Genomic DNA, 22,611 nt, shown 5'->3' with positions numbered 1-22,611 from the left:
GTACACCACCGCCACGCCGAGGCCGCTGCCCGCGCCCAGTCCGGCCGCGCCGAACGCCCATGCGGTGACCCCCTCGCGGGGCCCCCAGCCGCCGACGTTGAGCGGCAGCCCCATCGCGAGCAGCGCCAGCACCGCCAGCGGCACCAGCACGGACACGGGCGCGGAGGTTCCGGCGACCCGGGCGGCCAGCACGAACATCGCCAGGTGACCGGCGAGGACGACCAGCGACGAGGCCACGACGCCCGGCCACACACGCCGGGACAGCAGCCCCCTGCGGGCCTCGCCGAGCATCCTGCGCAGGGCGCCCCCGCCTCGTGCGGGCGCCCGGTTCATCCGCAGCGCGGCCACGACCGCGAGCGCGCCCAGCACGGCCGCGACCACGAGGGGGGCTACCTGCCGGGCCGGGCCCAGCACCGGGGACGGCATCGTCAGCAGGACGACCGCGCCGACGGCCGCGAGGGCCAGTTGCCCGGCCGTCCGCTCCAGCACGACCGCCGTCACACCCCGGCGGCGGTCACCTTCGCTGTGCCCGTGCCGTACCGCGCGGTGCACGTCGCCGAGGACGCCTCCGGGCAGGGCCGCGTTGAGGAACAGCGCCCGGTAGTAGTCGGCCACGGCCGGGGCGAGCGGCAGCCCGATCCGCAGGCCGCGGGCCACCAGGGCCCACCGCCAGGCGCTGAACACCGTGGTGACCACGCCGATCCCGAGCGCCGCGAGCAATGTCACCGCGTCGATCCGGCGCACCCCGTCCAGCAGCGCGCCGGTGCCCAGCCGCCACAGCAGCACGGTCAGGATCCCGAGGCCGACCAGGGTGCCGAGGTGGGCGCGGAGCAGGCGCAGGGCGACGGTGCCGGTGTGTGCGCGAGGGGCGGCGGTGTCGCTCCCCGCGCCGGGGGCCGGGCCGCGGCGGGGGGCGGCGGCGTCGCCCGCGCCGGGGGCCGGGCCGCCGTCGGGCCGGCGTGCGCGTGGAGCGGTACCGGGGCCGGCGGCCGTCTCGGTGTGGACGGCTGGCCGGGTGCGGACCGTTGTCCCGGTGCCGACGGGTGTCCCGGTGCTGACAGGCGTCCCGGTGGGGTCCGGTGTCACCGTGCGGACGGCAGTCCCGGTGCCGACCGGTGTCCCGGTGCCGAGCCCTTTCGCCGTCGTCGGAGGCGGTGCCGTGCGGGCCCTCATGCTGTGCCGCCCGCCGGGCGGCACAGCGCCAGCAGATCCTGGTGGTGCACGACGACCCGCAACTCCCCGACGGCGCACGCCGCGAGGCGCTCCGCCAGGTACCGGTCGGCGCGCTCGCGCAGGTCCGGCCGCTGTTCGACCGCCGCTCCGACCCAGCCGCGCAGCCACTGGGCGATGAGCGCGGCGTCGCCCGGACCGCCCAGCCGCCAGGGGCTGGACGCCGACCGCACCGTCGCGCCGTGCGCGGCGAAGGCGTCCGCGGCCACCGTCACCGCGTCCGGGCCGAGCAGGCCGTCGCGTCGCTGGTGGGCGTTGAAGGCCTCGGTGATCTCGGCGTCCAGAGGGTGTTCCGGGGTGAGGTCCACGCGGCCGGCGACGGAGAGGGTCAGCAGGGCGGGACAGCCGGCGCCCGCGCAGGCGGCGGCGAGGGTGCCGGCCTCCTCGGCGGTGAGGACGTCGAGCAGTGCGGAGGCGGTGACCAGGGACGCCCCGTGCAGAGCCTCCGGGGTGAGCCGGGCGATGTCGCCGCGGCGGGTCTCGACGGTGACCCGGCTGCCGTCGGCGGCCGAGCGCGGGGCGCCGACGGCGGCGAAGTGCAGGAGATAGGGGTCGCGGTCGTGCAGCACCCAGTGCTGGGCCCCGTCGAGCAGCGGGGCGAGCCAGCGGCCCATCGAGCCGGTGCCGCAGCCCACGTCGTGCACGAGGTACCCGCGTGCGGAACGGGGCAGGTTGGCCAGCCGGATCCGCAGCGGATCGAGCAGGTCGTGCGCACGCGCGGCGGCGTCCGCGCCCTCGCGCAGCCGGAGCCACTCGGGGGCGTAGCGGGGCGATTCGTCGGGGCCGGTCCTGCGCAGCCGAACGGTGCCCGGGTCGGCGGTCGCGTCGCCGGTCGCGTCGGTGGCCCGCCCCTCGCCGCCGACACCACCGCCGTCACCGACGCCACCACGGTCGCGGTCGCCGTTGCGGTCGCGGTCGCCCTCACCGTCACCGTCGTCGCCGCGCAGGACGACGGACCGGTCACCGATCCCGTCGTCCGGCAGCCCGGCAGACGCGGCCCCGGCCTCCTCGTCGGCGCGGCCGCCGGGTCCCTCGCCCGAACGAGTGACGAACCCCTCGTCCAATCGACCGCCGCCGGGGGCACCAGCCCCCGCCGGGCCCGCGCCCGGCATGATTCCGGAGCCGCCGCCCGACCCGGAGCCCAAGCCGGAGCCGCCGGCCCCACCGCCGGAGCCGCCGCCCGGCCCGCTCCGGAGCGGGGCGTCCACCGCGGCCACGGCGGCCACGCCGGCCGCCGTCCCGGTCGCGTCCGCGCGGCCCGGCCGGGCCGCAGCCGCGGCCTTCCCGCTCGTCGTCGCCGTCTTCCTCATGCCGTCCTCCGTGGTCCGCCCGGCAGCCGGCGCAGTACTCCGGCCAGGCTCCGTGCCGTGGTCGCCCAGCCGTCCAGGCCCGCGCGGCGGCTCCGGGCGGCGGCCTTCAGCCGGCGTCGTACGTCGGCCTCGCCGAACCAGCCGCGGAGTTCGGCGGCGAGGGCGGCGGGGTCCTCCGGCGGCACGAGGATGCCGGGCACCCCGCCGTCGGGGGCGCGGCCGACGGCCTCCGGGATGCCGCCGACGTCGGTGGCCAGCACCGGGATGCCGCGCGCGAGCGCCTCGGTCACCGCCATGCCGTAGGTCTCGGCGTACGACGCGAGCACCATCAGGTCGGCGGCGGCCCAGGCGGCGTCGAGGTCGGCGCCGGTCAGCGGACCCGCCAGCGTCAGCCGGTCGTCGAGGCCGCAGGAGCGGACCCGCGCCCGCAGCCGCTCCACGTACGCCGGGTCCTGGCCGAGCCCGCCGACGCACACGCAGGTCCACGGCAGGTCGGCCACCGCGGCCAGGGCCTCCACCAGCCGGTGCTGTCCCTTGCGCGGCGTCACCGCGGCGACGCACAGCAGCCGGGAGACACCGTCGGTCCCGGGTGCGACGGGCGCGATGTCGGCGCCGGGCGCGGCGACGTGCACCCGGGCGGGATCGAGCCCGTGGTGGGCGACGAGGCGGCGGACGGCCCAGTCGCTGGTGGCGACGACGGCCGGCACCGCGCGCAGCACCGCCCGTTCGCGGGCGTCCAGTTCGGCGGCGACGGCCGGGTCGAGGCCGGTCTCGTCGGCGAGCGGGAGGTGGACGAGGACGGTCAGGGCCAGCCGTTCGGCCTCGGGGACGACGACCTCGGGCACGCCGCAGGCCACCAGCCCGTCCAGCAGCACGACCGCGCCGTCCGGCAGCCGACGCAGGGCGCGCGCCAGTTCCGTGCGGGCGGCCCGGTCGGGCCGGGGCCAGTCACCGGCCACGACGGTCCTGCGGACGCGCCAGCCGAAGGCGGGCAGGTCCAGGCAGACCCGCCGGTCGTAGGCGTTGCCGCCGCTCGGCGCGGCCGGGTCGTCGACGCCGCCCGGCATGACGAAGTGCACGGAGCGCAGGGACATGGGGATGATCTCGCCGTTCCTCGGGGCGGAGGACTGTGCGGGGACGTACGCCAGCCGGTCCCGCGAGGCGGCGCCGGACCGGACACCGGTGCCGGACGGGGCACGGACACCGGTGCCGGAGGGGGCACGGACACCGGTGCCGGAGGGGGCGCCGACACCCGCGCCGGAGGGGGCGCCGACACCCGCGCCGGACGTGGCGCTGACACCCGTGCCGTACGCGGCGGAGGCACCGGAGCGGACCTCGGGCGTGGTGCCGGTCCGGCCGGTGGTCGCGCCGGTCACAGCGCACGCTCGTAACTCGCCCAGGCGATGTGCGACTCGTGCAGGGTGACGGTGAGGCCCGCCAGTCCCTTGGCGCCCTCGCCCAGCGCGCCCTTGCGGATGCGCTCGGCGAGCCGGTCGGCGACGACCTTGGCCAGGAACTCGGTGGAGGTGTTGATGCCGGCGAACTCGGGTTCGTTGTCGAGGTTGCGGTAGTTCAGTTCGGCGACGACGGCTCCCAGTTCGCGGGTCGCCAGCCCGATGTCGACGACGATGTTGTCCTCGTCCAGCTGTTCGCGCCGGAACGTGGCGTCCACCAGGAACGTCGCTCCGTGCAGGCGCTGCGCGGGTCCGAAGACCTCGCCGCGGAAGCTGTGGGCGACCATGATGTGATCGCGGACGGTGATGCTGAACAACGGACGACCCTCCAGGTGTGGCGCGTCTGATCCCCGCCGATCGCTCGGCGGGACGCCGTGTAGTACGGCCTGTCCGCCTCCCGTGTTCAGCTCCGCCGCCGCCTGCTCCGATCGGTTCGGACAGGTCAGGCGTACCGGTCGGCAGGATCGGTCAGGCGTACCGGACGCGGTGGCAGAGGGCGGGGATCTCGCCCGAGGCGAGCCGCGGCATCACCTCGGGCAGCTCCTCGAAGGCGCACTCCCCGGTGACGAGCGCGTCCAGCGCGGGGTCGGCGAGCAGGTCGAGGGCGAGCGCGAGCCGGTCGGCGTACGTACGGCCCGCCGCCCGCGGGGACACGGTGCCGACCTGGCTGCTGCGGACGGTCAGCCGCCGGGAGTGGAAGGCCTCGCCGAGGGGGAGGGCGACGCGCCGGTCGCCGTACCAGCTCAGTTCGACGACCGTGCCCTCGGGGCGCAGCAGTTCCAGGGAGCGGGCCAGGCCCGCTTCGGTGGCGCTGGCGTGCACGACGAGGTCCCGGTCGCCGAGCGCGTCCTCGGGCCGGGCGAAGCCGACGCCGAGCGACGCGGCGACGGCGGCGCGGCGCGGGTCGGCGTCGACCAGCTGCACGCGGACGCCCGGGAAGCGGGCCAGCAGGGCGGCCACCGAGCAGCCGACCATGCCGCCGCCGACCACGGCGACGCGGTCGCCGACCAGCGGCGCCGCGTCCCACAGGGCGTTGACGGCCGTCTCCACGGTCCCGGCGAGCACGGCGCGGGCGGCGGGCACGGCGTCCGGCACCGCGTTCACGGCGGCGGCCGGGACGACGTACCGGCTCTGGTGGGGGTAGAGGCAGAAGACGGTGCGGCCGGCGAGCGCCTCGGGGCCCTCCTCGACCACCCCGACGTTGAGGTAGCCGTACTTCACCGGCCCCGGGAAGTCGCCCTCCTGGAACGGCGCGCGCATCGCCGCGTACTGGCTCTCGGGCACCCGGCCGCCGAAGACGAGGGTCTCGGTGCCGCGGCTGACGCCGCTGTAGAGGGTGCGCACGACCACGTCGTCCTCGCCCGGCTCCGGCAGCTCCACCTGCCTCAGCCGGGCCCGTCCGGGCGCGTCGAGCCAGAAGGCCTCGGCGGTGCGCTTCATCGGAGTCCTCCTGAACGATCGGGAAGCCGCCTGCGTACCGAGGGGTGCACAGGCCGCGCACAAGGTAGCGGCGTTGATCGACTCTGTCACTCGGCCGGAGGGTGTTCGGTGGCCCTGAACAACAGTTACGACGCCAGGCCCGTACAACAGGAGACCGCCGTGGGCGCGGGAGCGCAGGTGCTGCTGCTGGCGCTGCTCGGCACGGCGATCGGCATGGGCCCGGCGGGCTGGCTGACCGGGCTGGTCTTCGCGTTCGCCACGTGGGCGGTGCTCTCCCGGGCCCTGCACCGCACCCGTCCGCCCGCCTTCGGCCCGGCCAACCGGGTCACCCTGGGCCGGGCCACGCTGGTCGGCGGGGTGACCGCGCTGGTCGCGGACTCGTTCTTCGGCACCCCGCCGGTGTCCCTGCTCGTGGGCCTGACCGCGGTGGCGCTGATCCTGGACGGCGTCGACGGCAAGGTGGCCCGCCGCACCGGCACCTCGACACCGCTGGGCGCCCGCTTCGACATGGAGGTCGACGCGTTCCTGATCCTGGTGCTCAGCGTGTACGTGGCCATGGACCTGGGCCCGTGGGTGCTGCTGATCGGCGCCATGCGCTACGTCTTCGTGGCCGCGGCGCGCCTGTGGCCGTGGCTGACCGCCCCGCTGCCGCCGAGCACGGCCCGCAAGACGGTGGCCGCGCTCCAGGGGGTGCTGCTGCTGGTGGCGGGCGCCCGGCTGCTGCCGCACGCGGTCGGCACCGGGGTGGTGCTGCTGGCGCTGGGCCTGCTGGTGTGGTCGTTCGGCCGGGACGTGCGGTGGCTGTGGCGGACGTCGCGGGTTCAGCGGGCGGCACCCGGAGCGGCGTCGGCGTCAGCATCTCCGTCGGCGTCACCGTCGGCGCGGGAGCTCGTCGCCGGGTGACGCCTGGGCAGCAGCCCCACCGCGGCCAGCGGTACCGCCGCCAGCACCAGCCACACCACGGCGCCCGGCAGTCCGCTGTCCAGCAGGGTGCCGCTCGCCGAGCTGCCGGCCAGCACGACGAGCCCCGAGACCGACGACAGCGCCCCGGTGTACAGCCCGAGGCGCCCCTCCTCGGCGAGGTCGGGCACCCAGGCGCGGGCGACGGGCGCGACCAGCATCTGGCCGAGGGTGAGCAGGACGACGAACCCGGCGGCGGGCAGCAGCCCGGCCGTCCCCGTCCAGCCGGCGGGCCGGGCGAGGGCGACCGCCGTGAACCCGGAGGCGATCAGCACCAGCCCCGCCGCCATCGACCGGCGCGGTGCGAGCCGCTCCCCCGCCCAGCGGGTCACCGGCAGCTGGGCCGTCACCACCAGCAGGGACGACAGCGCGAACAGCCAGGCGAGCGGCGCCTGCGAGCCCGCGGCCCGCTCCACCTCGGCGGGCAGGGCGAGGTAGAGCTGGTTGTAGGCGAGGAGGTAGGCGCCGTAGGCGCAGCACAGCGCGAGGAAGCGCCGGTTGCGCAGCAGCAGCCGGGCGCCGCCCCGGACGGGGACGCGCTCCCGCCCGGGAATGTGCTGCGGCAGCAGCCACGCGTGCCCGGCCAGGACGAGGACGAAGACACCGGCGCCGGCCAGGCACGCGGTGCGGAAGTCCACGGCCAGCAGCAGCGCGCCGAGCAGCGGTCCGACGAAGGCCCCGGCCTGCCCGGCGACGGTGAACAGCGCAAGGACGCGGGTACGGGGGCCGCCGCCGGTCTTCTCCCAGGCGACCGCCTGCCGGGCGACCTCCGACTCGACGGCGGGCGAGAACAGCGCGGCGGCGAATCCGATGAGCAGCACGGCACCGATCACGGTCCAGGTCCGCTCGGCGTACCCGAGCCAGACGAACCCGGCGATCCGCAGCGCGCATCCGGCGAGCACGACGGGCCGGACGCCGTGGCGGTCGGCCAGGGCGCCGCCGACCACGAACAGCCCCTGCTGGCTGAACGTCCGCAGCCCGAGCACGAATCCGACCAGCCAGCCGGCCATGCCGACGGACCGGCCGAGGTGTTCGGCGAGGAAGGGCAGGACGGCGAAGAAGCCGATGTTGAAGGCGAGCTGAGTGAGGATCAGCAGCCGGAGGAGGGGCGAGAGCCGCCTGCGTCCTGCCGTTCCAAGGGCTGCCTTGCCCCCGGATGCCTTGTCCCGGGCTGCCTTTTCCTGCGCCCCCTCGTTCTGCGTCGCGGGGCGAGCCGACGGCCGGGTCATCCGGCCACCGCCGGTTCCTTCTCCTTCGCCGTCGTGGCCCGGGCGGGCGGCACGGCGGCCGGGAGGCGCCGGGTCCGCCGCGGCAGCCGCACTCCCCCGGCCGCGGTGACGGCCAGGGCACCGAGCAGGGCGAGGACGGCGGCGGGGGCGAGGACGGCCCAGGGGGCGCGTTCGGCGTAGGGCTGGTTCTCGGCGAGGAGCAGGCCCCACTCGGGGGACGGCGGCTGGGCGCCCAGGCCCAGGAAGCCCAGGGAGGCGAGGGCGAGGGCGACGCCGGGCAGCCGCAGCAGGGTGTGCCGGACCACGGGCGGCAGTACGGCGGGCAGCACTTCACGGCGCAGCACGTACCAGGGCCCGGCACCCATGGCGCGGGCGGCGAGAACGTGCAGCGCGGCCCGTTCCTGCTCCAGCAGCGAGGAGGTGTGGGCGGCCAGCGGCGCCCAGGCGACGGCGGTCACGGCGAGCGCGGGCGTGGCGGGGCCGCTGCCCGCGACGGCGGTGACGAGGAGCGCGGCGAGCACGGGCGGCACGGCGTTGACGGTGTCGACGAGTGACCCGGAGAACCGGGGAACGAGGCCCAGGAGCACCCCGGCGATCAGGGCCGCGACGCTGATGGCGCAGGCCAGGAGCAGGGTGTCGAGGGCGCCGTGGCCGACCCGGGCGAGCAGGTCGCGGCCGAGGGCGTCGGTGCCGAAGGGGTGCTCCCAGGAGGGCGGACGGAGCCGGTCGCCGGTGGTGACGGCGAGGGGGTCGCGGGGCAGGCCGAGCGCGACGACGGCGAGGAGCGCGGCGGCCAGGAGCAGGGGCGTGCGGGAGCGGGCGGGCGGGACCGGCCGGTGCAGGGTGGGCAGGGCGCCGTCGCGCAGGGCGGGCCCGATGAGCAGCCGGGCGGCGAGCCGTGCGGCGCCGGTCGCGAGGGCGGCGAGCAGGACGAGGGCGAGGGTGCCGGCCTGGAGGACGGGCAGGTCCTGGGCGAGCGCGGCCTGGAGGGTGGTGCGGCCGAGCCCGGGGATGTCGAAGATCTGCTCGACGGCGACGGCGCCGCCGGTCAGCCCGACGACGAAGAGGCCGAGGTTGGGCAACAGCGCGGGCACGCACCGGCGCACCGCCATCCGGGCGACCCGGCGGCCGGTCAGCCCCCGGGCGGTGGCGGCCGTGGCCCACGGTTCGCCGAAGGCGCCGGGCAGCAGGTCGTCGAGCAGCCGTCCGAGGACGGCGCCGGCGGGCACGCCGAGGGCGAGCGCGGGCAGTACGGTCCACCGCGGCCCGTACCAGCCGAGGGCGGGCAGCCAGCCGAGCTGGACGCCGACGACGGTGGCGAGGACGGAGGCGACGAGGAACTCGGGCAGCGCGGCGAGCACGGCGGAACCGGTGCCGCCGCGCCGCCGGGCGCCGAGGGTGCGCCGGGCGCCCCGGTGCAGCGTGCCGGCGCAGACGAGCGCGGCGGTGACGGCGGCGACGAGCAGCGAGGCGGCCATCAGCAGCAGCGAGGCGCCCAGCGCCCGGAGCACGTCGGGCAGCACCTCGGAGCCGGAGATCCAGGACCGCCCGGCGTCACCGCGCGGAAGCCCGCCGAGCCACCTCCCGAGCAGCGGAAGCGGCCCGTCGTCCAGGCCCAGTTGGCCACGGATGCCGGCCAGCACCTCGGGGCTGGGGGCGCGCTCGGCCGACCGGGCCTTGAGGACGGTCAGCGCGGGGTCGGTGCGGGTGAGCCATGGCAGCAGCCCGATCCCGCACACGAGCCCGGCCGCGAGCACGGCCCGCCACAGGAGGGTGAGGAGCTGCCGCGGCATGCTCAGCGCCGCGTTCCCGTGCCGACCAGGGTGCGCTCGTAGGGGTCGAGGAGCACGCCCTGTACGGAGTCGGCCACGCCGGTGATGATCCGCTGGTGCACGAGCGGGACGACGGCGTCGGTGCCGAGGATCCGGGCCTCGGCGGCCATGGCGGCGTCCTGCCGCTGCTCGGTGTCGGCGGCCTTCTCGGCGGCGGCGACGGCCCGGTCGACGTCCTTGTCGCACAGCTGGGCGATGTTGTAGCCGCCGTCGCAGGTGTAGTCGCCGGCGAGGGCGGCGACCGGGTCACCGGTGTCGACGAGGGTGTTGCGGGCGAGGACGAAGGCGTCGAACTCGCCGTCGAGGGCGTCGCGCTCGAGCCGCGAGTACTCGCGTACGGTCAGCTCGACCTCGAACCCGGCCTTCTCCAGTTGCTGTTCGACGACCTGGGCGACCTCCGGCAGCTCGGGCCGGTTGTCGTAGGTGGCCAGGCGTACGGTCCCGGAGGTGGGCCGCGGCGCGGCGTCACTCCGCCCGACGGGCTTCTTCCGCTTGCCCTCGGCCCAGGTCACGGCGGGTCCGTAGACGCCGGCGCCGGGGTCGGCGTACCCCTCGTACACGTCCTCGGCGAGCACGGAGGTGTCGACGGCGGCACGGGCGGCGGCGCGCTGCCCGGCGTCCCGGAAGGGGCCGTCGGCGGCGTTGAGCAGCAGGCTGGTGGTCCGGGTGGTGGCGGTGTCCCTTCGGGTGTCCTCGTCGAGGGTGGCGGCCTGGGCGACGGGAACGGCCTCGGCGATGTCGACCTCGCCGGTCCGCAGGGCGTTGGTGCGGGCGGTGCCGTCGGCGATGAAGCGGGCGTCGATGCCCGAGGCCTGGGCGCGTCCGCCCCAGTAGTCGTCGAACCGTTCCAGCTCGGCGGAGGTGGAGCCGTTCACCTCGGTCAGTTCGAAGGGTCCGGTGCCGGTGCCGACGGGGTCGACGCGACCGCTCTTGCCGTAGGCCTTCGGCGCGAGGACGGCGAGGCTCGGGCTGGAGAGCCGGAGCGGGAGGATCGGGTCGGGGGTGTCGGTGGTGATGCGGACGACCCGCTCGCCCTCCGCCTTCGCGGTGAGCCTCACCCCGGCGAGGGCGGCGGGCGCGGGCTCGGCCCGGACGGCGTGGGCGAGGGAGCCGGACACGGCGGCGGGCGTGACGTCGGTCCCGTCCTGGAAGGCGGCCTCGCGCAGCGTGAACTCCCAGGCACGGTCCCCGTCCCGCCGCCAGGACTCGGCGAGGGCGGGTGCGGCGGAGCCGTTGGCGTCGAGCTTGGTCAGCCCCTCGGCGACCCCGAGCCGGCTGAGGATGGTGGCGTCGGCACCGTACGGGGAGAGGTTCTCGGCGGGCGGGAAGGCGAGCGCGACGCGGAGCCGTGCGCCGTCGCCGCCGGCGCCGTCACCGCTGTCGCCGCCGGAGGCGAAGCAGCCGGATATCAAGGGCGCGAGCAACAGGGCGGCGAGCAGCCGGGGGCGGCGGTGGGAGGCGTGGGGACGGTGGGAGCTGACGCGGCGGCAGGGGCGGTGGGGGCGCATGGTCCTTGACGGGTGTCGGCGTACGGAGGGCGAGGGCACTGGGGGCACTGGGGAAGGGGGGGTACTGCGGGACGACGCGAGATCTTACATGAAAACCATTTCCATCGATCTCCGCGCCCCCTCACCCCATGGGCACGTCGAAATGCACGATCCCCTGCCCGCCCCCGGCGTCCTCCCGCTCGTCGTGCACGACCTTGGCGAGCGACCGCCAGAACGGCTCGGCCCCGGTGACGGCGGGATCGGTGTGCAGATAGACGGCGCGGTACCCGCCGTCGGCCACGGCGAAGGCCACCAGCTCGTCGACGATCCGCCGGGCGAGCCCCTGCCGCCGGTGCTCGGGCCGCACATACACGCGCCGCAGCTGCGCCGTCTCGCCGGAGGGGTAACGCTCGGCGACGTGACGGGGGTTGGGCGGGTGCGCGGGCCCACGTGAGTCGAGGGCCCCGGTCCCGACCACCTGCCCGTCACGCTCATCGACGGCGACGAGAAGGGTGTGCCGGGCCGGCGCGAGATAGGCGCCGGCCGGGTCGATGACGTCCCCGTGCCAGCGCGGGACATAGCCGGTGCCGAAGTCGCGGTAGACGGTGTCGAGCATGACGGCGCGGGCGGCGTCGAGGTCGGCCGGGGTGGCGGGGCGGATGGTGTAGTGACTGGGTTGCACTTGCACATCGTACGCAATAAGGCACCACGGGGAGAGGCCGACCCGATCGCACCGACCCGAAAGATCAAGGCAGGTTCACTGCGACATGGGAGCGGGCACGAGCGGCGGCCCCATGGCCACCCCGAGAGGCGGATCGTCGGCGCCACGGATCCACCCTCGCTGAGCGGCGGCCCCTGGACCGGTGTCCCGTACCTGCCTGCGCGTCATCCTCGGTCGGGTCACCAGCCTGCCCGTTTCATCAGCACCGGCAGTGCCTCCGGCTTCGCCCTCTGCACCGACCGCACCTGTGCGAGGCCGAGTTGGTCCCTGTCCACCGGGTCGCGGTGCAGTTCCTTCGTCGCCTCTGGCAGCAGGGTCACGGCGACCAGGTAGGTGGCGTCGGGGTCGTCCGGCTCCTCCCAGGGCTCCTCGTCGACCTCGGCCACCGCTGCGACGCCGGCTTCCGGGTGGGTGAAGAAGAACCAGAGGCGGTCGCCCGGCACCATGCGGTTGCGGCGGCCGAGCCACAGCTCCAGCTCCGGTTCCTCCTCCGCCAGCCGGCGGATGGTCTCGCTGTCGGCCGGTTCTCCGTCCAGCGTGTCCCTGCGCGGATCGAGGATGTAGATCCAGTCCGCCACGGCTTCCCCCTCGGTCAGGACACACGGTTGACGACAACGCGGCACCGGCAGCGCAGCGCAGCGACCCATGGTGTCAGATGTCGGCCGTAACGCGTACGTGTTTTCGGGCCGGGGGGGTGGAGCCCGCGCCGCCGGGGCGGCTCCAGCCCCCATGCCGCCTTCGGCCGGCCCCTCCCCGTTCGGGACGGCCGGCCCCCGTTCGGAACGGTCGGCCCCTCCCCCGTTCGGAAGAGGGGCCGACCGGGTCCCGTCAGCGGGCCGGGGTCACGGCCGGTGCCGGTGCGTAGCCCGTGGGCCTGGCCGTGAAGGTGCCGCGGCCCTGGGTGCGGCTGCGCAGGCGGGTGGCGTAGCCGAACAGTTCGGTCAGCGGCACGGTGGCCGTGACGACCGCCGCGCCGGAGCGGGTGTCGGAGCCGGTGACGCGGCCGCGCCGGGCGGCCAGGTCGCCGAGCACGGCGCCGACCGCGTCCTCCGGCACGGTGACCGTGACCTCGGCGACCGGCTCCAGCAGGAGCATGTCGCAGGCGCGCAGGGCCTCGCGGAGGCCGAGGCGGCCCGCCGTGCGGAACGCCGCCTCCGAGGAGTCCTTCACATGGGTCTGCCCGTCGGTGAGGGTGACCCGCAGACCGGTCACCGGGTGGCCGCCGAGCGGGCCCTGCGTCAGGGCGTCCCGGCAGCCCGCCTCGACGGCACGGACGTACTCCTGCGGCACCCGCCCGCCGACGACCGCCGACCGGAACGTGAACGTGTGCTCCTCGCACGGCTCGACGTCGAGGACCACATGGGCGAACTGGCCTGCTCCGCCGTCCTGTTTGGCGTGCCGGTGGACGAAGCCGGTGACGCCGCCGGCGACCGTCTCGCGGCAGGCCACACCGGGGCGGCCGACGGTGACCTCCACGCCGTGGTCGCGCCGCAGGCGTTCCGCCGCGACCTCCAGGTGCAGTTCGCCCATGCCGGACAGCACCGTCTGCCCGGTCTCTGGGTCGGTGCGCACCGTCAGCGACGGGTCCTCCTCGGCGAGCCGGGCCAGGGCGGAGGCCAGCCGACCGGTGTCGGTGGACCGGCGGGCCTCGACCGCGACGTGCACGACCGGTTCGGGCGTGCCGGGCGGTTCCAGGACGAGCGGCGCGTCCGGCGCGCACAGGGTCGAGCCGGCCCGGGCCGACTTCAGGCCGGCCACGGCGACGATGTCCCCGGCCTCCGCGCGCTCCAGCGGGTCGTGCCGGTCGGCGCGCACCCGCAGGATGCCGGCGATCCGTTCGGTGCGCCCCGCCGTCGCGTCGCGCACGGTGTCTCCCTTCTCCACGGTTCCCGAGTACAGCCGCAGGTAGGTGAGGCGTCCCGTGGCGGTGGCCTGCACCTTGAAGGCCAGGGCGGTCAGGGGCGCCGCCGGGTCCGCCGGCCGGTCCTCCTCCTGGCCGTCGTGGCGGGTGCCGCGCACGGCGGGTACGTCGAGCGGGGAGGGCAGGTAGGCCACGACCGCGTCGAGCAGGGGCTCCACGCCGCGGTTGCGGTAGGCCGCGCCGCACAGCACCACCACTGCGTCGCCGGACCGGGTGAGGTCCCGCAGGGCGATCACCAGCGTGTCCCCGGTGAGCGTCCCGCGCTCGCAGAACTCCTCCAGCGCGGCCGGGTGGAGTTCGGCCACCGCCTCCTCCAACGCCCGGCGCCGGCGTGCCGCCTCCTCGCGGAGGGCGTCGGGCACCGGCTCTTCCCGCACGGTGCCGGCGTCGTCGGCCCACACCAGCGCCCGCATGCGCACCAGATCGACCACGCCGGTGAAGCCGTCCTCCGCCCCGATCGGGAGCTGGACGGCCAGCGGCGCGGGGTGCAGCCGGTCGCGGAGGGAGATGACGGCGGCGTCCAGGTCGGCCCCGGCGCGGTCCATCTTGTTGACGAACGCGATCCTGGGGACGCCGTGCCGGTCGGCCTGCCGCCACACCGTCTCGCTCTGCGGCTCCACTCCCGCGACGGCGTCGAACACCGCGACGGCGCCGTCCAGCACGCGCAGCGAGCGCTCGACCTCGTCGGCGAAGTCGACGTGGCCCGGGGTGTCGATGAGGTTGATCCGATGCCCGGCCCAGGCGCAGGTGACCGCCGCGGCGAAGATGGTGATGCCGCGGTCGCGTTCCTGCGGGTCGAAGTCGGTGACGGTGGTGCCGTCGTGGACCTCGCCGCGTTTGTGCGTGGTGCCGGTGGCGTAGAGGATCCGCTCGGTGACGGTGGTCTTGCCCGCGTCGACGTGGGCGAGGATGCCGAGGTTGCGGATCGTGGCGAGTGCGGTCGTGGTGGGTGTGGTGGTGCGCACGGCCTGTGGCCTTTCGGGTCATCGTGACAGGACGGCGCGATTTCCCATGACGGGCCCCGGCACGGGCGCACACCCGTGAGGCGGGGCCCTCAGACGGTCGTCATGGGCATCCGGTGCCGGCCGCGCAGCGGGCACCGGACGGCACGAGACACGAGGATCACCTCGTACCGGGAGAGGGGAGCGGTGGCTGCGGTGCGGTCGCGCACGGCCCGGCCCCCCTCACTCGTCTCGTCGATGACGTGGTGAGTGTAGGGAGGCCGGGGCGGGCGGCGCACGGGATTTCCCGGGCGCCGGCCCCGCTCACCGCAGTACGTCGCGCAGCAGCCTCGCGTTCTTCACCGTCTGGCTCGACCCCTTGCGCGCGGCCATCTCCTCGACCTCGGGGATGCTCCCTCTCGCCCCGGAGCGTGAGGCGCACTCGACGGCCAGCGCCAGGATGGCCCCCGCTCCCGTGACCGGCTTGTCGCGCAGCAGGGCGGGCAGGGCGGCCTCGAGTATCGACCAGACGGTCGCGTAGGCGCCGGTCTCGGCAGCCGCGCGCAGTGCGGCGGTGGCCCGCGTGTGGGTGCTCACCCCGCGCCGCAGCAGCGCCTGCCACTGCCCGGCGAACAGCCTGGCGTCCAACTGCCCCTGGGCGGCGAGGACGAGCAGGGCGTCCACCGCCGCGTCCGGGTCCCGGTGGAGCCTGCGCACGATCTGCCAGTGCATCGCGTAGCCCGCGGGGCCATGGGCCTGCGTCAGCCGCGGGAGCAGCCCGCGCAGGGTGGTGTGGCTGTAGCGCGCGGCCATCTCGTCGCGGTGGTGCGGTTGTTGAGCGAGCCAGAACGCACCGGCGTGGGCGTGGCACGAGGTGGAGCTGTTCTGCCCGCGGATGGACGCGTAGGGGCCGAGGACGGCCGCGGCGACCGGCGGGAGCGGCAGGTCGTGCTCGGTCCAGGGGTCGGCGGGTTTCCACCATCCGGGTTCCGCACCGGTCGGGTCGTCGCCCGGCCAGTTCTCCGGCGCCGTGTCGCGGTGTGGCGCGCCGCCCTCGCCGAGCCACCGCGCCAGTTGCCGGCCGGCGTCCGAGCGGAGTGCGCCCGCCGCGTCCCGCACCTGCCGGTCGTCGGTGGGCGTGACCCGCAGCAGGGCCTGGGCCAGGTCGACGGGCGCGGGGGTGACGCCCAGGGACTCGAACTCGGCGATCCGGGCCACCAGAGTGGCCGCGTCCACCGCGCCGTTGGCGTGGGTCGGCAGGGCCAGCAGGTAGGGCTGGACGCCGGACTCGATCAGTTCGAGGGCTTCGGTGAGCCGCGCCTTGAGCAGGGCTCCCGGAGGGGTGGTGATCAGGTCGCAGCCGGGGATCCGGAGCACCTGGTGCTCGTGCCGGGTGTGGATGTGCCAGTCCCTCGGCTCGTCGCCGCGCACCGCGGCCGCCACGTCGTACAGGTCGAGCTGCGTCCAGTCCCAGGTGTGGGCCGGTTCCCTGCGCATGACCGGCTCGAGCGCCTTGGACAGGGTGTCGCGGTCCAGGCGGGCGTGGCGGACGAGGCCGTCGAGGGCGCGCTCGAAGGCCACCACGTTGTCGGCGTCGGCGAGCAGGACCGCGACCTCGGGGGCGACCTCGGGGGCCGTCGCGACGGGGTGGACCGGCGCAGGCTCGGGCACCGGAGGCAGTACGTCCCCCGGCGCCTCGGCGGACGGCTCGCCGGCGTCCTGCTCCGGCGGGCCGAACAGCTCGGCGGCACGCGCGGTAAGCCCCGGTCCGAGGGACGCGGCGGCCTCGCGCAGCACGGACGGCACCTGGTCGCCCGCCGCGGGCAGGTGACGGGCGACCAGGTCGAGGGCACGTTCCTGGAGGCCCACGTCCGGGTGCTGGAACGTCAGCGCCGCGTCGGTCAGGACCCGGCCGGTGCGGTCGGCGTCCCGCGCGGCCACCCGGTCGAGCCAGGCGAGCTGGGCGCGCACCAGTTTCTTCTCGGGCCGGAGCAGGACGCGTTCGCAGGTCTCCGTCCGTACGTCGTCCTCGAGAAGCCCGGCCTCGTCGAGGCCGGCGAGGACGTCCTGGCCGTAGGCGGCGACCGGGGCCGACAGGTCGAGCATCGCCACGTGGTCGCGGAGCAGGGGCGCGTTCTCGGCCGGGGTGAGGGCGAGGGCCCGCAGGTGGGTGAGGGGCCGCTCGGTCTCGCTGCGCGTGCCGTCCTGGAGCAGGCGCGCGATCAGGGGTTCGGCGAGTTCCGCGCGGGCGCGTGTCACCAGCTCCTGTTCGCCGGGGGTGAGGGTCTGGCCGGCCAGCTGCTTCTCCGCCGCGCGGGCCGCGGGGGTGTCGCGGGCCAGGTCCGCGAAGGTGCGGCGGCTCAGCGTGGCACGGTCGACGACGCCTTTGGCGGCGAGGGCGACGAGTTCCTTGCGGTACCGCCCGATGTCGACCGAGGGGCGGGACACGGCGAGCGGGAGGAGGACCGGCGTGAACTCGTCGTTGCGCAGCCGGGCGAGGAGGTCGGCGCCGCGCCCGCCGCCGAGCATGTGGCCGGGACGCCTGGGCCAGAACCGGCGGTCGCGCAGCCGGTCGCTCAGCCAGGCCTGAACGAACCCGTCGGAGGTGGGCGGCGGACAGCCGGTGTCGAGGACGAGGTGCTCGGCCAGGGCGAATCGCTCGGAGCCGTAGGAGCCCTGCCACGAGCGCGTGTCGAGGCACGCGACCAGCTCGGCGCGCCACGCGGCCGGGTGCAGGTTCACCACGTCCACCATCCAGCCGCAGTGCCGGGGCAGGTGAGGGGCGTCCGCCAGCCAGTCCGCGGCCTCGCGGGGCGTGGTCCTGCTCCCCAGCAGGGCGGTGGCCAGGGCCTCGCGCTGCTCGGAGCCCAGGCGTGACCACCGGTCCCAGGCCCCGGGCCGGAAGCGGGCGTCGAGCGCTGCATGCCGGGCGGCTCTCTCCTCCGGGGTGAGTTCGCCGAGCAGTCGGAGCACCGCCTGGACGTCGCCGGCCTCCACGGATTCGATCAGACTCACCGTGCCGACTCCTTCGTCGTGTCGCGGACCATGCGGGTGGCGAGGACGTGTTTGCACGGTCCGCGTCCGCCCTGGTGTTTCGCCCACCACAGGCAGGTGCAGCTCGCCCGCCCGGTGTCGTCCACGCGGACCAGGTGGGCGTGGTCGTCCCTCCCGACCCAGGCGAGTGCGCCGTCGATCCTGACGGCGCACTCCGCGACGAGGGCCCGCGCGCCGCGCAGCCGGGGGTTGCGGGCCTCGGCGTCGCCCGCCGACCAGGGCAGGTGGCGGTGGAAGTACGTCTCCTCGGCGAGGTCGTAGCCGATCTGCCCCGACGTCCCGAGCACCGTGAGGGCGGCGCGGACCCGCTCGGTGGGCAGGCCGGTCCGGACGGCCAGGGCGGCCAGGGCGGCCACGTCCACCTTCGGTTCCCAGGCGAGGAGTTCCGCGATCCGTTCCGCGTCCCGTGCGGCGGCGCCGGTGGCGAGGTCGTCGAGGACGCCGCCCTCGCCGGAGAACCCGCGTGCGGCGTTCTGGGAGAGCAGCAGCGTCAGCCGCATGCCGGGCAGCCCGATCTCCCAGGCGACGGCCGCCTCGCCGCCGTCGGCGGCCTCGGGGGCGTAGAGCCGCACGCCCGTGGCGTGCCGCAGTACGGGTATCAGGCCGGTCAGCCGCTCCGCGCCGGGCAGGCACACGGCGCCGGGCACGGGCCTGCCGACCGGTCGCAGGGTGCGCCGCTCGGGCACCACCCAGCGCGTGGTGCGGGCGCCGGAGCCGAGGGTGAACCGGGGCAGGGACCGCAGGAGGGCGGCCGCCTGCGCGGGCGGCACCTCGGCGCGCGGGGCGAAGCCGGCCCCGAGCACCTGGGCCTCGGCGAAGCCGCGCAGCCAGCGCTGCGGCAGCGGGACCTTCTTCTCCACGAACCGGCCGTCGAAGGTGGTGGCCTCCACGCCCTCGGGGCCCACCCTCAGGTGCAGCGGGTCGAGTCCGCCGAGTTTGGCGAGGGCCTGGCGCAGAGGCGCGTTGACGTCGACATTGGTGGTGCCGTGGCCGATATCGCCGCCGTCGAGTCCGGGCGCGAGGACGTCGAGGCGGGCGTAGACGCCGCAGCAGCCGGAGAAGGACTCCATGCGCAGCCGGTCGCCGTCGGCCGTCACGACCGGGTCGAGCGAGGCGGCGGAGCGGGGCCGGTGATAGCGGGTGGCCGCGACGTCGGCGACCACGAGCAGCGCCGTCGCCGCGGCCGTCGGTGCGGTCAGGAACCCGTCGAAGAAGCGCGGGTTGGCCTCCTCGCCCGCGGGCGTGGCACCGCCGGAGGTCTCCAGGGCGAGGCTGCGTCCGGACGCGGATTCCCGCACCGCCGACGCGTCCAGATAGGCGTAGGTCTGGGTGATTGATGTCACGCTTGCAGGCTACGGGTGGGCACTGACAGCGGTGCCGCGCAGGGCGGCCGGCGACGGCCGGCCGCCCCGTCGCGGTCAGCGGCTGGTCTGCGTCAGGGACTGGCCGGCGTCAGGTCCTGCAAACCCACCACCCGCAGCAGCCGCAGGCGTTCGTACGACTCCGTGCCCGGGCGGGCCGTGTGGATGACGAGCTGCTGGTTGTGGTCGGGGGCGACGAGGACCTCGCGGTCGAGTTCGAGGACGCCGACCGCGGGGTGCCGGAACCGCTTTGCGGCGGAGCGGCGTACGGCGACCTCGTGCCGGTCCCACAGGTGGGCGAACTCCTCGCTCGCGGTGCGCAGTTCGGCGACGAGGGAGGCCGGTGCGGGGTCCGTGGGGCGGGCCGAGGCCACGGCTCTCAGGGCGGCGACCTGTTCGCGGGCGCGCTCCGGGCGGTCCTCGGGCGGGAACAGCTGCTGGGCCGCCGGGTCCAGGAAGAACCGGCGGATCATGTTGCGTTCCCGGGGCGGGCGGGCGAGGACGTCCCCGGTCAGCGCCCGCGACAGCGGGTTCTGGGCGAGGACCTCGCCGCAGTCGGTCACCACCATCGCGGGGGTGTCGTGCAGCCGGTCCAGGACCAGGAGCAGGCCCGGGCGCACGTGTGTGCTGGTCACCTCGCGACGCGGCGGCTGTTCGCCGGTGAGGTGGAAGAGGTGGTCGCGTTCGTCTTCCGTCAGTCGCAGGGCGCGGGCCAGCGCGGTGAGCATCTGGCGGGACGGGCGCGGGCCCCGGGACTGTTCCAGCCGGGTGTAGTAGTCCACGGACATGCCGGCCAGCTGGGCCACCTCCTCGCGGCGCAGCCCCGGCGTACGGCGTCGGGCTCCCGCCGTGAGGCCCACGTCGGTGGGGTCGAGGCGGGCTCGGGCGCGGCGCAGGAAGTCGGCGAGTTCGGCTCGGTTCACCTCTCCAGGGTGCGGGACCGCGGCCGGCTCATCCAGGGACTCCCGGTCCCCTGATGGGGAGGTCTCTCCCGGTCGCCCCCGCATCCGCCGAGGCTGGTCGTCGCCGGGTCGACAGCCGGCACGGCGACACAGTGCGTGAGGAGCCCATCATGCTGACTTTGGTGACCGGTACGACGGGACAGGTCGGACGCCGCTTCGTGCCGCGGCTGCTGGCCCAGCGGCAGCCGGGCGAGCAGGTGCGCGTCCTGGTGCGGGACGCGGCCCGCGGCGAGCGCTTCGCGGAGCTGGGCGCCCAGGTCGCCGTGGGCGACATGCGCGACGGGGAGACGCTCGGCGAGGCGCTCGCGGGGGTGGACGCCGTCGTGAACGTCGCGGCCTCCTTCCGCGGGGTGCCGGACGAGGAGGCGTGGGCCGTCAACCGGGACGCGGCGGTGGCCCTGGGCCGGGCCGCGCGGGCCTCCGGTGTGGACCGGTTCGTGCAGGTCAGCACGAACCTGGTGTACGGCGTCGGACGGGGCCGTCCGCTGACCGAGGAGGACGAGAGCCGGCCGGGCGGTGCGTTGTGGGGCGCCTACCCGGCGTCCAAGGCCGAGGCCGAGCGGGAACTGCTCGCCCTCGGGGGCCTGGACGTACGCGTCGGGCGGCTCCCCTTCGTCTACGGCGAGGGCGACCCGCACCTCGCCGACTCCTTGCGGTGGGCAGCCCACTGGGCGCCGCACCAGCGCCTCCAGATGGTCCACCACGCGGACGTCGCCCAGGGCCTGATGCGTCTGCTGTACGCGCCGGGCATCGCCGGGCGGATCTACAACATCGCCGATGACGCCCCCGTCACGACGGTCGAGCTGTACCAGCTCAACGGCGTCGAGGTGCCGGCCGGGCTCGACGAGCTGACCGACCCCGACCCGTGGTCCGGGATCACCTCCACCCTGCGGACCCGCCGGGAGCTGGGCTTCCGGCCGATCTACCCGAGCGTCTGGACGGCCCGGGACGCCGGGGCCCTGTGACGGCCGCCGCGGACGGGGGGCGGGGGGCGGGGGCGGGGGCCGGGAGGCCAAGGGCACCGGGTCGAGGGTGCTCTGCGTGGACCCCGGGGGTTAACGGTGCGTGACGGAAACGCCACGAGGACCTCGACCGTAAGGCCGAGGTCCTCGTCTGTTCAGTGTCCGAGGGGGGACTTGAACCCCCACGCCCGATAAAGGGCACTAGCACCTCAAGCTAGCGCGTCTGCCATTCCGCCACCCGGACAAGGTGTCCGCCGCTCGGGCGGGGTGGATCCCCGCGCGGCGACATGCTCAACCATACCAAGGTTTCGCAGTGCCTTTCACCTGCGTTTCCGTCGCGTGGGCGGCGCTCCGGGACGTGGGGCGGCCTTGCGCCTAGGGTCGCACCATGAGTGAGTGGACGGTTACGCAGGGTCCGTCGCCGGGGAGTCGGGGGCGGGCCCTGTCACCGCTGCGGGAGCATCTGCGGGACACCTTCTGGTTCGCGCCGACTGCGGCGATGGTGGGCGTGTTCCTGGTGTGGCTGCTGGCGCAGGAGATCGACGCGGCCGTCGTCGAGGTGCTGAGGGAAGAGGGCGACCTCGAGACGATCCGTGATCTGCTGCGGTGGACGGACGACGCGAAGACCGTGGTGAACACCGTCGCCTCGGCGATGATGACGTTCATCGGTGTGGTGTTCAGCATCTCGCTGGTCGCGGTGCAGATGGCGAGCGGCCAGTTCACCCCGCGCGTGGTGCGGCTCTTCGTCCGCAGCCGGATCACCAAGGCGACGTTCGCCGTCTTCCTGGCGACCTTCGTCCTGACGCTGCTCGTGCTGACCAACTACGACAGCGTCCGGGACCCCCGTCTGGTCACCACCGTCCCCCTCGTGCAGTCGGTCCTGACGCTGCTGATGGTGGCGGTGAGCCTGCTGCTGTTCGTGCTGTACGTGAACACGACACTGCGGCTGATGCGGATCAGCCATGTGATCGCGCGGATCGCCACGGAGTCCTTCCGGGTGGCGGCCGCGATGCCCGTCCCGGCGCCCGGCGACGACGCCCCGGGGCTCGGGCCGGAGACCGGGTGGGTGCCGCACGAAGGGCGGGCGGGGGTGCTGCGGGACGTGCACATCGCGCGGCTGGTGCGGGTGGCGCGCAAGCACGGGGTGGTGCTGCGGCTGATTCCGCGGATCGGGGACTTCGTGGTTCCCGGCACGCCCGTCCTGGCGGTCCACGGGGGCCAGGCCCCGCCGCACAGGGCGCTGCGGTACACCGTGTCGGTGGGCGTGGAGCGCACCTATCACCAGGACCTCGGGTTCGGGCTGCGCCAGTTGTCGGACATCGCACTGCGCGCCCTGTCCCCGGCGGTCAACGATCCGACGACGGCCGTGCAGGCGCTCGACCGGGTCGTGCAGTTCCTGGCGGCGCTGAGCCGGCGTCCGCTGGACGCGGTGGCGCACCGGGACCGGCACGGCGCGGTGCGGCTGGTGCAGCCCGTGCCGGGGTGGACGGCGCTGGTGGACCTGGGGTTCGCCGAGGTACGCGCGTGTGCCGCGGCGAATCCGCAGGTGGCGCGGCGCATGCTGGCCGGGCTCGACGATCTGCTGCTGCTCGCCCCGCCCGAACGGCAGGAGCCGCTGCTGCGCCACCGCGAGCTGCTGCGGCAGGCGGTCGACCGGGAGGCGGCGACCGCGGCCGACCGGGCCTTCGCCCTGCGGCCGGACCGGCAGGGCATCGGCTGAGCCGGGGCGGCCGGCGGCGTGACCGCG

General features: G+C 75.6%; 16 protein-coding genes, 1 tRNA gene and 1 pseudogene. 3 read left to right on the top strand and 15 right to left on the bottom strand.

The window, feature by feature from the left end:
* Positions 1-45 precede the first annotated feature (45 nt).
* The 5 genes and pseudogenes from ACZ45Q_RS17500 to ACZ45Q_RS17480 all read right to left on the bottom strand — a co-directional run.
* Positions 46-1,173 (bottom strand): annotated as a pseudogene (locus tag ACZ45Q_RS17500) (lysylphosphatidylglycerol synthase transmembrane domain-containing protein); the annotation flags it as partial.
* Complete coding sequence (locus ACZ45Q_RS17495; RefSeq protein ID WP_468261822.1) at positions 1,170-2,027, bottom strand: class I SAM-dependent methyltransferase; 858 nt, start codon at positions 2,025-2,027, stop codon at positions 1,170-1,172. The pseudogene ACZ45Q_RS17500 and the gene ACZ45Q_RS17495, both read right to left, overlap by 4 nt.
* A gap of 509 nt (positions 2,028-2,536) precedes the next feature.
* Positions 2,537-3,688: a glycosyltransferase family 4 protein gene (locus ACZ45Q_RS17490; RefSeq protein ID WP_468261819.1), complete on the bottom strand. Its 1,152-nt coding sequence runs from the start codon at positions 3,686-3,688 to the stop codon at positions 2,537-2,539.
* 224 nt (positions 3,689-3,912) lie between these two features.
* On the bottom strand, positions 3,913-4,311 hold the full coding sequence (locus ACZ45Q_RS17485; RefSeq protein ID WP_468261541.1) for a 6-pyruvoyl trahydropterin synthase family protein: 399 nt from the start codon (positions 4,309-4,311) through the stop codon (positions 3,913-3,915).
* Between the two features lie 151 nt (positions 4,312-4,462).
* A complete protein-coding gene (locus ACZ45Q_RS17480; protein ID WP_468261538.1) occupies positions 4,463-5,434 on the bottom strand; it encodes a zinc-dependent alcohol dehydrogenase in 972 nt (323 codons plus the stop codon).
* 108 nt (positions 5,435-5,542) lie between these two features.
* Here ACZ45Q_RS17480 and ACZ45Q_RS17475 point away from each other — a divergent pair, with 108 nt between their 5' ends.
* Positions 5,543-6,337 (top strand): CDP-alcohol phosphatidyltransferase family protein, encoded by a 795-nt coding sequence (locus tag ACZ45Q_RS17475; protein ID WP_468261536.1) that lies wholly within the window; start codon positions 5,543-5,545, stop codon positions 6,335-6,337.
* Here the strand turns inward: ACZ45Q_RS17475 and ACZ45Q_RS17470 are convergent.
* The 9 genes from ACZ45Q_RS17470 to ACZ45Q_RS17430 all read right to left on the bottom strand — a co-directional run bounded on the left by ACZ45Q_RS17470 (position 6,256) and on the right by ACZ45Q_RS17430 (position 19,863).
* Positions 6,256-7,623 carry an MDR family MFS transporter gene (locus tag ACZ45Q_RS17470; RefSeq protein WP_468261532.1) on the bottom strand — a complete coding sequence of 456 codons (1,368 nt, stop codon included), beginning with the start codon at positions 7,621-7,623 and terminating at the stop codon, positions 6,256-6,258. The two genes, ACZ45Q_RS17475 and ACZ45Q_RS17470, sit on opposite strands and share 82 nt — an antisense overlap.
* A complete protein-coding gene (locus tag ACZ45Q_RS17465) occupies positions 7,620-9,416 on the bottom strand; it encodes an ABC transporter permease subunit (RefSeq protein WP_468261529.1) in 1,797 nt (598 codons plus the stop codon). The genes ACZ45Q_RS17470 and ACZ45Q_RS17465 overlap by 4 nt, the downstream gene beginning before the upstream one ends.
* Positions 9,417-9,418: 2 nt before the next feature.
* A complete protein-coding gene (locus ACZ45Q_RS17460) occupies positions 9,419-10,963 on the bottom strand; it encodes an ABC transporter substrate-binding protein (RefSeq protein ID WP_468261526.1) in 1,545 nt (514 codons plus the stop codon).
* A 121-nt stretch (positions 10,964-11,084) separates the two neighbouring features.
* A complete protein-coding gene (locus tag ACZ45Q_RS17455; protein ID WP_468261815.1) occupies positions 11,085-11,558 on the bottom strand; it encodes a GNAT family N-acetyltransferase in 474 nt (157 codons plus the stop codon).
* Positions 11,559-11,842: 284 nt separating this feature from the next.
* Entirely contained in the window at positions 11,843-12,241 is a 399-nt protein-coding gene (locus ACZ45Q_RS17450; RefSeq protein ID WP_468261524.1) for a hypothetical protein, read from the bottom strand.
* Positions 12,242-12,491: 250 nt separating this feature from the next.
* Positions 12,492-14,549, bottom strand: a complete 2,058-nt coding sequence (gene fusA, locus ACZ45Q_RS17445; RefSeq protein ID WP_468261522.1) for an elongation factor G — start codon at positions 14,547-14,549, stop codon at positions 12,492-12,494.
* Positions 14,550-14,849: 300 nt separating this feature from the next.
* Positions 14,850-17,540 carry a DUF7824 domain-containing protein gene (locus ACZ45Q_RS17440; protein ID WP_468261520.1) on the bottom strand — a complete coding sequence of 897 codons (2,691 nt, stop codon included), beginning with the start codon at positions 17,538-17,540 and terminating at the stop codon, positions 14,850-14,852.
* Positions 17,537-18,922: an SWIM zinc finger family protein gene (locus ACZ45Q_RS17435; RefSeq protein ID WP_468261519.1), complete on the bottom strand. Its 1,386-nt coding sequence runs from the start codon at positions 18,920-18,922 to the stop codon at positions 17,537-17,539. Before ACZ45Q_RS17435 ends, ACZ45Q_RS17440 begins: the two co-directional genes overlap by 4 nt.
* A 92-nt stretch (positions 18,923-19,014) precedes the next feature.
* On the bottom strand, positions 19,015-19,863 hold the full coding sequence (locus tag ACZ45Q_RS17430; protein WP_468261516.1) for a helix-turn-helix transcriptional regulator: 849 nt from the start codon (positions 19,861-19,863) through the stop codon (positions 19,015-19,017).
* A gap of 149 nt (positions 19,864-20,012) precedes the next feature.
* Here ACZ45Q_RS17430 and ACZ45Q_RS17425 point away from each other — a divergent pair, with 149 nt between their 5' ends.
* A complete protein-coding gene (locus ACZ45Q_RS17425) occupies positions 20,013-20,867 on the top strand; it encodes an NAD-dependent epimerase/dehydratase family protein (RefSeq protein ID WP_468261513.1) in 855 nt (284 codons plus the stop codon).
* Positions 20,868-21,023: 156 nt separating this feature from the next.
* On the opposite strand, the gene ACZ45Q_RS17420 is transcribed toward ACZ45Q_RS17425, so the two are convergent.
* Positions 21,024-21,108, bottom strand: a tRNA-Leu gene (locus tag ACZ45Q_RS17420).
* Positions 21,109-21,252: 144 nt separating this feature from the next.
* On the opposite strand from ACZ45Q_RS17420, the gene ACZ45Q_RS17415 reads away from it, so the two are divergent.
* Positions 21,253-22,584: a DUF2254 domain-containing protein gene (locus ACZ45Q_RS17415; RefSeq protein ID WP_468261511.1), complete on the top strand. Its 1,332-nt coding sequence runs from the start codon at positions 21,253-21,255 to the stop codon at positions 22,582-22,584.
* Positions 22,585-22,611 lie beyond the last annotated feature (27 nt).

Source organism: Streptomyces sp. NPDC031049 (assembly GCF_055571015.1).
Note: the sequence above shows the minus strand (reverse complement) of the source record. Positions and strands in the feature narration are given on the sequence as shown.

Excerpts from the sequence above, each read along its gene's own strand:
- ACZ45Q_RS17480 (WP_468261538.1), bottom strand. The coding sequence starts at position 5,434 with ATGAAGCGCACCGCCGAGGCCTTCTGGCTCGACGCGCCCGGACGGGCC.
- ACZ45Q_RS17415 (WP_468261511.1), top strand. The coding sequence starts at position 21,253 with ATGAGTGAGTGGACGGTTACGCAGGGTCCGTCGCCGGGGAGTCGGGGG.
- ACZ45Q_RS17425 (WP_468261513.1), top strand. The coding sequence starts at position 20,013 with ATGCTGACTTTGGTGACCGGTACGACGGGACAGGTCGGACGCCGCTTC.
- ACZ45Q_RS17460 (WP_468261526.1), bottom strand. The coding sequence starts at position 10,963 with ATGCGCCCCCACCGCCCCTGCCGCCGCGTCAGCTCCCACCGTCCCCAC.
- ACZ45Q_RS17455 (WP_468261815.1), bottom strand. The coding sequence starts at position 11,558 with ATGCTCGACACCGTCTACCGCGACTTCGGCACCGGCTATGTCCCGCGC.
- ACZ45Q_RS17470 (WP_468261532.1), bottom strand. The coding sequence starts at position 7,623 with ATGACCCGGCCGTCGGCTCGCCCCGCGACGCAGAACGAGGGGGCGCAG.
- ACZ45Q_RS17465 (WP_468261529.1), bottom strand. The coding sequence starts at position 9,416 with ATGCCGCGGCAGCTCCTCACCCTCCTGTGGCGGGCCGTGCTCGCGGCC.